General features: G+C 74.7%; 5 protein-coding genes and 1 pseudogene. 3 read left to right on the top strand and 3 right to left on the bottom strand.

The features are described 5' to 3' along the window. Positions 1-19: 19 nt before the first annotated feature. A complete protein-coding gene (locus tag B1205_RS14980) occupies positions 20-781 on the bottom strand; it encodes an SDR family NAD(P)-dependent oxidoreductase (RefSeq protein WP_089156391.1) in 762 nt (253 codons plus the stop codon). Positions 782-883: 102 nt separating this feature from the next. On the opposite strand from B1205_RS14980, the gene B1205_RS14975 reads away from it, so the two are divergent. After that, positions 884-1,741, top strand: a complete 858-nt coding sequence (locus tag B1205_RS14975) for a helix-turn-helix transcriptional regulator (protein ID WP_089156178.1) — start codon at positions 884-886, stop codon at positions 1,739-1,741. A 93-nt stretch (positions 1,742-1,834) separates the two neighbouring features. Here the strand turns inward: B1205_RS14975 and B1205_RS14970 are convergent, their stop codons facing one another. Continuing rightward, a complete protein-coding gene (locus B1205_RS14970) occupies positions 1,835-2,374 on the bottom strand; it encodes a dihydrofolate reductase family protein (RefSeq protein WP_089156177.1) in 540 nt (179 codons plus the stop codon). Between the two features lie 26 nt (positions 2,375-2,400). Continuing rightward, complete coding sequence (locus tag B1205_RS14965; RefSeq protein ID WP_176308613.1) at positions 2,401-3,948, bottom strand: amino acid adenylation domain-containing protein; 1,548 nt, start codon at positions 3,946-3,948, stop codon at positions 2,401-2,403. A 280-nt stretch (positions 3,949-4,228) separates the two neighbouring features. On the opposite strand from B1205_RS14965, the pseudogene B1205_RS14960 reads away from it, so the two are divergent. Then, a pseudogene (locus B1205_RS14960) lies at positions 4,229-9,109 on the top strand (amino acid adenylation domain-containing protein); the annotation flags it as partial. A 137-nt stretch (positions 9,110-9,246) separates the two neighbouring features. Beyond that, positions 9,247-10,356: condensation domain-containing protein (locus B1205_RS31575; protein WP_254909961.1), on the top strand; the 1,110-nt coding region annotated here is incomplete at its 3' end.

Genomic DNA, 10,356 nt, shown 5'->3' with positions numbered 1-10,356 from the left:
TGCCATTCTCCGGCCGGGCTCAACCGGACCGGGTCGCCGTGATGCCTCCGTCGACGGCGATCTCCGCGCCGTGCACGTAGCCCGCATGATCCGAGAGCAGCCACGCCACCGCGTCGGCGATCTCGTCGGGGGCCCCGGGTCGTCCGGCGGGGGTGCCGGCGGTCATCCGGGCGATGACGTCGCCGTCGCCCGCGTTGATCGGGGTACGCGTCGCCCCGGGGGAGACGGTGTTGACCCGCACACCGTGGGGGCCGAACTCCGCGGCCCAACTGCGGGCGAGTTGGATCTCGGCGGCCTTGGTCGCGGAGTACAGCCCGACGAAGGGATGCCCGACGTGGGCCATCCACGAGCCGATGACGACGATCGCGCCGTGGCCGCGTGCGGCCATCACCGGGGCCAGCGCGGCGGTCAGGACGTGCGGGGCGCGGACGTTGACTGCGAGCGTGGCCTCCAGGTCGGCGTCGGTGAGGTTCACCGTGTCGACGGCCGGGCACAGGGCGGCGTTGTGGACCAGCGCGTCCAGTCGCCCGCCGGCGGCCTCGGTGGCGGCGCGGGCGAACTCCCGCAGCACCTCGGGCGGGCCGGTCAGGTCGGAGGCGACGAACACGGCGTGCCCGCCGCTGCCCTCGATGTCGGCGACGGTGGCGGCACCGCGGGTGCGGTCGCGGCCGGTGACGACGACGCGCCATCCCCGCGCCGCCAGGGTCCGGGCGGTGGCGGCGCCGATGCCACTGGTGGAGCCGGTGATCAGCACGGTGCGTAGTTGCTCGGGGTGGGTCATGGTCACCACTCTCACCGCCGGCACGCGGCCCGCACCAGGGTACGTCGTGCCTGGTCACGTCACGACCAGGCTCGTGTCGGGGCCCGCTCGTACACTCGGTGCATGCCTGCCGACCGTGCCGCCCTGGGGGCGTTCCTGCGGTCCCGGCGCGACCGCCTGACCCCCGCCCAGGCCGGGATCGACGCCTTTCCCGGGCCGCGGCGGGTGCCGGGCCTGCGCAAGGAGGAACTCGCCGTGCTCGCCGGGTTGAGCCCGGATCACTACAGTCGCCTGGAGCAGGGGCGCCAGCACACCGTCACCGACGAGGTGGTGCAGGCGTTGTCGCGGGCGCTGCAGCTCGACGAGATCGAACGCGCCCACCTGCGGGACCTGGCCGCCCCGACCTCGCGCCGGCGGTGGGCGCCGCCGGAGGCCGCCCAACGGCCCGACCCGGGGATGCTGCGCCTGATGGGGGTGCTCGACCACGTCCCGGTGCTGCTGCTGGGGCGTCGGATGCAGGTGCTGGCGCGCAACGGGCTGGTGAGCGCGGTGCTGGGGACCGCGCTGGAGCCGGGGTCGTCGTTCGCGCGGTGGCTGTTCCTGGACCCCGACGCGCGCGTGCGGATCGTGAACTGGGCGGACTTCGCCGCCGCCGCGGTCGGCGCACTGCGCTACGAGGTGGGACGCCACCCCGACGACCGGCGGCTCGTCGAGCTGGTGCGGGAGCTGCGCCGCGGCGATCCCGACGTCGCGCGGTGGTGGGACGACCAGCTCGTCACCTTCCGCACCTCGGTGACCAAGCACCTGGCCCACCCGACGGCCGGGCCGCTCAGCTTCGGCATCGAGTCCGTCGTCGGGCCGCACGATCCCGAGCAGCGCCTGGTCGTCTACACGGTCGAACCCGACTCACCCACGGCACGGGTGCTGCCCATGCTGGCCAGCTGGACGATGGCTCACAGCGTGGACGCAACGACCACCTGAACGAGCCGCCAGGCCGGATCGCCGCGTCACCCGCGACACCGCCCGGGCCTCACCATCGGCCCTGGTCGCCCCGGAGCCCGGCGGCCGCAGGCCCTAACCGCGCGGCTCGTAGCGCAGCGCCACCGCCCCCGAGTCGAGCTCCTGCCGGCCCACCAGCCGCAGGTCGACGTGCCGGGACAGCCCCGCGAACGGCGTCGGCCCGTGCCCGGCGATGCGGGGATGCACCACGAACTCGTACTCGTCGATGAGCCCCAGCTCCGCCAGCGCGAGCGGGAGGCGCACGCCGCCCACCGACAACCCCCGGCCCGGCTCCCGCTTGAGCCGCCGGACGGCCTCGCCCAGGTCGCCGCGCACCAGCTCCGCGTTCCAGTCGACCCGGTCCAGGGTGCGCGACACGACGTACTTCTTCGCCGCGTCGATCGTGCGGGCGAAGGGATCCGCCACGTCCGCGCCCCCGCCGGCCGGACGGAACGCCGACTCCATCATCTCGTACGTGACCCGGCCGAAGAGCAGGGCGTCGGCCCGGTCGAGGTTCTCCGCCGCGTGCCGGTGCAGGCCCTCGTCGGCGGGGATCGCCCGGTGGTCGCAGCAGCCGTCCAGGGTGACGTTGATGGAGTACCGGAGGGGACGCATCCGGCGAGGTTACCCCGGCCCTCCGGTCAGCCGCCCAGTTCGGCGGCGAGCGCCCGCCGGTTGGTCTTGCCGTTGGCGTTGAGCGGCAGGACCGGCACCGCGACGACCCGGTTGGGCAGCATGTGCGCCGGCAGCCGGGCGGCCAGCTCGGCGCGGAGCCCGGCGAGCATCCGCTCCGGCGGGAGCGCTCCCGCGTCGGCCGACACCACGAACGCGGTGAGCATCGGTTCGCCGAGCGCGGAGGTGTGCACCACGCACGCGGCGTCGCGGACCCAGCCGACCGAGCGCATCGCGAAGTCGATCTCCCCGAGTTCGATCCGGAAGCCACGGATCTTGACCTGCTCGTCCATCCGCCCGACGTAGCGCAGCCCGCCGCCGGGATCCAGCCGGCCCAGGTCACCGGTGCGGTACCAGGTGCCCGGCCGGTCCGGCAGGGTGACGAACCGCTCCGCGGTCAGCTCGGGCCGGCCCAGGTAACCGGGGCTGACCTGCCGGCCACCGATGTAGATCTCGCCGACCTCGCCGTCGGCCGCCGGACCCGCCCCGGTGCGGACCTCGACCGGGCTGGTCCGGTAGCCCACGCCGATCGGGGTGGCCGGGTCGGCGCGCGCGACGTCGTCGGCGGTCAGTTCGGCCAGCGTGTTGTAGACCGTCGTCTCGGTGATGCCGTACGAGTTGAACCACTGCGGGGCCGCTCCGGGCTGGCTGGCCGCCCACGTCGCCATCGCCTGGTAGTTCACCGCCTCACCGCAGAACGTGACGTTGCGCAGCGGCACGACCAGCTCGTCCTCGGCCACCACCTCGGCGAGGTGCCGGAACACGCTGGGCACGATGTGCAGCCGCGTCGGGCGGTGCCGCAGCAGCAGCTCCGCGAGCTGCTCGACGTCCTCGGCGGCGGCGCCGGCGACCGCCACCAGGGTGGCGCCGACGGCGACGCCCGCCCACATCTCCCACACGCTGATGTCGAAGCCGTGGCCGTGCTGCAACGGCCACACCTCGTCCGTGCCCAGCCCGAACAGCGGCAGTGCGTCCTCCAGCAGCGCCAGCACGTTGGTGTGGGTGACCGCCACGCCCTTCGGACGGCCCGTCGAGCCGGAGGTGTACATCACGTACGCGGCCAGGTCGGGCGCGACGTCGGGTTCGTCGTCCGGGTCGGCGTCGGCGCGGCGGTGCAGGTCGTCGCCGTCGACCGTCAGCCGGCTCACCTGGGGGCCGAACCCGTCCGGGTCGGCCGCGCCGTCGCAGACCACCAGCCGCAGGCCCGCGTCCTCGGCGATGTAGCGCAGCCGGGCCGCCGGTTGGGCGATGTCCAGCGGCACGTACGCCGCTCCGGCGCGCATCAGCGCGGCCGAGCCGACCAGGGCCAGCGGCCCCCGGGCCACGTGCAGGCCGACCCGGTCGCCCGGCCGTACGCCCGCCGCGCGGAACCGGCCGGCGAGCGCGTCCACGGCGCCGTCGAGGTCCCGGTAGGTCAGCCGGACGCCGGGACCGACGAGCGCGGTCCGGTCGGCGTACCGGCGGGCCGAGTCGCGCAGCAGGTCGCCGAGCGAACGGGGTCGCGGCTGAGTCGTCACAGGTCTCCTCCCACACCGGCGGCACCGGCGGGCCGCCCGGACGTCGCGGTGGGCGCCCCGCACTCGGGTGCCGCCCGCGCCCGCGCGCATCGTGGCAGCCGCCGGTTGGCGCTCGGTTACGCCGGTGCCGGGGCGGGCGTCCGGGCCGGGGCGGGCGTAACCCCCCGCTAACCCGTCCCGCCTAGCGTCACCTGCTTGCGGGACCAGCCGCGCCCGACCCCGACGGGAGGTCCGACGCGGGTGGACCGCGCCGGAGCAGACCGCGAAGGGGTAGTCGCCCATGCACGAGGCACCGCCGCTGTCGTACAGCCAGGAGGCGCTCTGGCTGTCCCAGCAGCTCGTACCGGACATCTCCGCCTACCGTACGGTGATCGTCCACGTCCTGGACGGTCCGCTGGACCGGGCCGCGCTGGACCGGGCCGTGCGGGACCTCTTCGACCGCCACGAACTGCTGCGGTGCGCGCTCACGCTGGTCGGCGACACGCCCCGGCAGGTGTTCGACGACGCGGCCGACACCGCGCTCGGCTACGCCGACCTGTCCGGCCTGCCGGCCGTCGCCCGTGACGGCGCCGTACGGTCGCTCGTGCTGCGCTGGTACGAGCAGCCGTTCGACGTCACCCGCGCGCCGCTGCTGCGCGGCGAGCTGATCCGGCTCGACGCGGAGCGCCACCTGCTGGTCTTCGCCTCGCACCACCTGGTCTTCGACCAGACCTCGCAGGGCGTCCTCCGCCGCGACCTGTCCGAGCTGTACGCCGCACACGTCGCCGGCCGTGCCCCCGAGCTGCCCGAGCTGGCCGCCCAGTACGGCGACTTCGCGGTCTGGCAGCGCGCGGAGGTCGAGCCGGAACTGGCCGCCGGCCTGGACTACTGGCAGCGGCGGCTGGCCGGACTGCCCACGATGCCGCTGCCGCTCGACCGCGAGCGTCCCGCGGTCCGGCGGTTCCGCTGGGCCAACCACCGGGCCGCACTCGACGCCCCGCTGCTCGACCGGGTCGGCGCGCTCGCCCGCACCCACGACACCACGCCGTTCGTGGTCCTGCTGGCCGCGTTCACGGTGCTGCTGTCCCGCTGGTCGGGGCAGGCCGAGGTGGTCGTCGGCACCCCGGTCGCCGGGCGCGACGAGCCCGAACTGACCGACCTCATCGGGCTGCTCGCCGACAGCGTCGTGCTGCGGCTGCGCTGCGACGAGGACGAACCGTGGACCGACCTGCTCGACCGGGTACGGGCCGACGTGGCCGCCGACCTCAGCCACGCCTCGGTGCCGTTCCACCGGGTGGTGGAGCGGGTCAACCCGCCCCGGGACCGCAGCCGCCAACCGCTGTACCAGGTGGTCTTCCAGGTCGTGCCGGACGACGAGCCGATGCGGCTGACCGGGCTGGAGGTCACCGACCTCTCCGAGGAGTACCTGGCGGCGGCCGAGATCAGCACCGAGTTCGACCTCGTGGTCGACGTGGTGCTCGGTGCCGACGGAGCGTACGTCGACTTCCGCTACGCGGCGGAGCTGTTCGGGCCGGACACCGTCGCGCAGGTCGCGCGCGGCTACCTGGAGCTGCTCGCCGACGTCGCCGCCGCACCGTCGCGTCCCGTCGCCGACCTGCGCGTGGCGCTTCCCGTGCGGGCGGCCCGGCCGGCGCTCGCGCCGACGCCGGAGCCGACGCCCGCGCCGGCCCGGCCGGTCCCGGCGGCCGCCGTGGACGGGGAGGCCGAGGAGACCGCCGCCCGGGTGGGGCGGCTCTGGGCCGAGGCGGTGGGGCAGGACCCGGTCGACGCGGCCGAGGACTTCTTCGCCCTCGGCGGCACCTCGATGGCCGGTACCCGGCTGGTGCTGCGGCTGCGCGACGAGTTGGGGCTGGACGTCTGGCTGACCGATGTGTTCGAGGCCGGGTCGCTGGCCAACCTGCTGGACCTGCTCGGCCTGCCCGCCCTGCCGCCGCCCGCGCCCGCCCTGCCGGCCGCCGGGGGAGAGGCGTTAAAAGGGGGCCCCGCCTATGCGGAATCCGTTAAGAAGGGGCCCCGCCTTGCACGGGTTGCACGGCCGGAGGTGGTGCCGCTGTCCTACGCGCAGCGGCGGCTGTGGTTCCTCAGCCGGCTGGTCGGCGACGCCGCGCCGATCTACCACAGCCCGCTGGTGCTGCACCTGACCGGCCCGCTCGACCGGGCCGCGCTGGACGCCGCGCTCCGCGACGTGGCGCACCGGCACGAGACGCTGCGCACCCGCTTCGCCGAGCACGCCGGCGAACCCCACCAGATGGTGGTCGACGTGCCGCCGGTGGTGCTCGGCGAGCCGGTCGCCGTGCCGGCGGCCGAGCTGCCCGACGCGCTCACCCGGGCCGTGTCGCGGACCTTCGACCTCACCACCGAGCTGCCGTGGCGGGCCGAACTGTTCACCACCGGCCCGGACCGGTGGACGCTCCTGCTCGTCCTGCACCACATCGCCAGCGACGGCTGGTCGGTCACCCCGCTGCTGCGCGACCTCTCCGAGGCGTACGCCGCCCGGCGCGCCGGCGCCGCGCCGGCCTGGCCGGAGCTGCCGGTGCAGTACGCGGACTACGCCCTGTGGCAGCGGGACCTGCTCGCCGGCCGGGACGACCCAAACAGCCCGATGGCCCGGCAGCTCGCCTACTGGACGCGGGAACTCGACGGGTTGCCCGAGGAACTGCCGCTGCCCGTCGACCGGGTGCGCGGCGGCGAACTGGACTTCCGGGGCGGCAGCGTCGAGTTCACCGTCGACGCTTCGGTGCACGCCGCGCTCGCCGCGCTGGCTCGGCGGCACCGGTGCAGCCTGTTCATGGTGCTCCAGGCCGGCGTGGCCGCGCTGCTGACCCGCTTCGGCAGCGGCACCGACATCGCCTTCGGCACCCCGGTCGCCGGGCGCGGCGACGCCGTGCTGAACGACCTGGTCGGGTTCTTCGTCAACACGCTGGTGCTGCGCACCGACACCGCCGGCGATCCGCGCTTCGTCGAGCTGCTGGACCGGGTGCGGACCAAGAACCTGGGCGCGTACGCGAACCAGGACCTGCCGTTCGAGTCCCTGGTGGAGGCGCTCAACCCGGCGCGTACGCCGACCCGGAACCCGCTGTTCCAGGTGCTGCTGAACATGCTCGACTCCCCCGGTGAGCCGGCGCCGATGGCCGGCCTCGACGTCCGCCTCGGCGCCACCGGCGCCGGGGTGTCCATCGTCGACCTGGTGATCGAGTTCGTGCCCCGGGGCGCGGGCGAGGACGGCCTGTCCGGGGTTGTCGACTACAGCGCCGCGCTGTTCGACCGGGACACCGTGCGGCGGTTGACCGACGCGCTGGTGCGGCTGCTCACCGCCGTGGCCGCCGACCCCGACCTGCGGCTCACCGAGATCCCGACGATGGCGGCGGAGGAACGGAACCGGCTGCTGGTCGAGCGCAACCGTACGGCGCCGGTGCAGGTGCCGGAGCCGCTGCTGCACCGCTGGGTGCAGCGGCAGGTGCGACGCACGCCGGACGCGGTGGCGGCGGTGGCCGGCGACCAGGAGATCACCTACGCGGAGCTGGACCGCCGGGCCGATCAGGTCGCGGCGGAGCTGCGGCGACGCGGCGTCGGCGTGGGCGCGTACGTCGGGGTGGCGGTCCGGCGCTCGTTCGCGATGCTGGCCGCCGTCCTGGGCACCCTCAAGGCCGGTGCGGCGTACGTGCCGCTGGACCCGAAGCACCCGGCCGAGCGGATCCGGCTGATCCTCGACGACATCGACGCCCCGGTGATCCTGACCGACACCGTGCTGTCCGGCCGGCTCCCGACGGTGGACGTGCCGCTGGTCGACGTGGACGCGCTGCCGCCCGCCGACGGGCCCACGACGGCGGCGACCAGCCCGGACGCGGTCGCCTACGTCACCTACACCTCCGGCTCGACCGGCCGCCCCAAGGGCATCTGCATGCCGCACCGGGCGGTGGCGAACCTGGTCGCCTGGCAGCTCGCCAGCTATCCGGCCCGCCCGGCCGGCTACCGGACGCTCCAGTTCGCGTCGCTGAGCTTCGACGTCTCCTTCCAGGAGATCTTCTCCACCCTGGTCGACGGCGGCACGCTGGTCCTCGTCACCGAGGACGAACGGCAGGACCTGCCCGGTCTGCTGACGCTGCTGGCGCGGCGGCGGGTGCAGCGGATGTTCCTGCCCGCCCCCGCGCTGCTCCAGGTCGCGGAGGGCTTCCGGCCCGGCGGGGCCGTTCCGCTCAGCCTCGACACGGTGATTGCCGGGTCGGAGCAACTGCTCGTCAACGACGAGCTGATCCGGCTTTTCACCGCCCTGCCCGACTGCCGGCTGCACAACGAGTACGGCCCGTCGGAGACCCACGTCACCACCGCCTACGCGTTGTCCGGCCCGCCCCGGGAGTGGCCGAGCTGGGTGCCGATCGGGCGACCGATCTCGAACACCCGGATCTACCTCCTCGACGAGCAGGGTCAGCTCGCCCCGGAGGGCGTGCGGGGCGAGCTGTACGTCGGCGGCGTCGGGCTGGCCGACGGCTACCTCGGCCGGGCCGCGCTGACCGCCGAACGGTTCGTCGCCGACCCGTTCGCCGGCACCCCCGGCGCGCGCATGTACCGCACCGGGGACCTCGCCCGCTACCTGCCCGACGGGCAGCTCGAATTCCTCGGCCGCGCCGACAACCAGGTCAAGATCCGGGGCTTCCGGGTGGAGTTGGGTGAGGTCGAGGTCGCCGTCGCCGCCTGCCCCGGCGTCCGTGCCGTGGTGGCCCGGGTGGTCGAGGCCGCCGACCGGGACCGGCGGCTGGTCGCGTACGTGCAGCCCGACGCCGGCCCGCTGGACGCCCCGGCGTTGCGCGAGCACCTGCGTCGCTCCCTGCCGGAGTACATGGTCCCGTCCGTGTTCGTGCCCGTCGACCAGTTCCCGCTGACCGTCAACGGCAAGGTCGACCAGCGCCGGCTGCCCGCGCCCGACTTCGGGGCGCGCGCGGGCGACGGGGAGTACGTGGCGGCGCGCGACGACGTCGAGGCGGCCCTGGTGGACGACTTCCGGGGTGTGCTGGGCGTCGAGCGGGTGGGGGTACGCGACGACTTCTTCGCCCTCGGCGGGCACTCGCTGCTGGCCACCCGGCTGGTCTGGGCGGTGCGCAACCGTACCGGTGTGGAGATCCCGCTGGCCGGTTTCCTCCTCGACTCGACCGTGGCGGGACTGGCCGCGTACCTGCGGCGGGCGGCGCAGCCGGCGACCGACACCGCCGGCCGGAACGTCGTACCGGCGCGCGACGCGGGCGGGCCGGTNCGTTGTCGTACGCGCAGCGGCGGTTGTGGTTCCTGGAGCAACTGGACGCGGTGGGTGTCGCCTACAGCCTGCCGGCGCTGTTCCGGGTGCCCGGCCCGCTGGACGTGGCGGCGTTGCAGATGGCGCTGGCCCGGGTGTGCCTGCGGCACGAGGCGTTGCGGGCGCGGTTCGTGGACGTCGACGGCGAGCCGGCGCAGGTGATCTCGGACGAGCTGCCCCGGGTCGAGGTGAGCATGCTGGCGGGGGTGCCGGCCGGGCGACGCGACGAGGCGGTCGCGGCGTGGGCCCGGGACCGGATCGGCCGTCGGTTCGACCTGGCCGGTCCGTTGCTGCGGTGCGCGGTGGCGGTGCTCGCCGACGACGACCACGTCCTGCTGCTGAACATGCACCACATCGTCTCCGACGGGTGGTCCCTCGGCGTGCTCCTCGACGAGCTGGCGATGTTCTACCGGGAGGCGCTCGGCGGGCCGCCCGCCACGGCCCCGGCGCTGCCGTTGCGGTACACCGACTTCGCCGCGTGGCAGCGTGACGTCCTGTCCGGGGAGACGCTGGCCGGCGAGCTGGCCTTCTGGGAGCAGTATCTGGCGGGCAGCCCGGACCTGGTCGACCTGCCGACCGACCGGCCCCGCCCGCCGCAGCCCAGCTACCGGGGCGACACCGCCACGGTCGCGATCCCGGCGGACGCCGCTGACCGGCTGCGGGAGTGGGGCCGGGCGCGGGGCGCGACGCCGTTCATGGTGTTCCTCGCCGGGTACGCGCTGCTGTTGTCGACCTGGAGCGGCTCGGACGACGTGGTGGTGGGCACCCCGGTGTCGGGCCGCAGCCATCCGCAGAGCCAGGACCTGATCGGGCTGTTCGTCAACACGATCGTGTTGCGGGCGGACGTGTCGGGCGATCCGCCGTTCGCGGACCTGCTGGAGCGGGTGCGTCAGGCGTGCGTGGCCGCGTACGCGCATCAGGACGTGCCGTTCGACCTGGTGGTGGAGCGGTTGCGCCCGGACCGGGACCCGAGCCGTAACCCGTTGTTCCAGACGTTCTTCGCCTACGAGCCGGTGGCGGGGCAGCCGGAGTTCGGCGGCGTGACCGCCCGGCCGGTGGACCTGAGCGACGCGACGGCGAAGTTCGACCTGAGTTTGAGCATGATCGAGCAGTCGGACGGA

Source organism: Micromonospora sp. NBS 11-29 (assembly GCF_002140155.1).
In the GTDB taxonomy this organism is placed as follows: domain Bacteria; phylum Actinomycetota; class Actinomycetes; order Mycobacteriales; family Micromonosporaceae; genus Micromonospora.
The sequence above is the reverse complement of the archived record's forward strand: the minus strand, read 5'-3'. Positions and strand labels throughout refer to the sequence as shown.

Bases quoted from the DNA above. Each gene is read 5' to 3' on its own strand.
- B1205_RS14980 (WP_089156391.1), bottom strand. From the start codon at position 781: ATGACCCACCCCGAGCAACTACGCACCGTGCTGATCACCGGCTCCACC.
- B1205_RS14975 (WP_089156178.1), top strand. From the start codon at position 884: ATGCCTGCCGACCGTGCCGCCCTGGGGGCGTTCCTGCGGTCCCGGCGC.
- B1205_RS14970 (WP_089156177.1), bottom strand. From the start codon at position 2,374: ATGCGTCCCCTCCGGTACTCCATCAACGTCACCCTGGACGGCTGCTGC.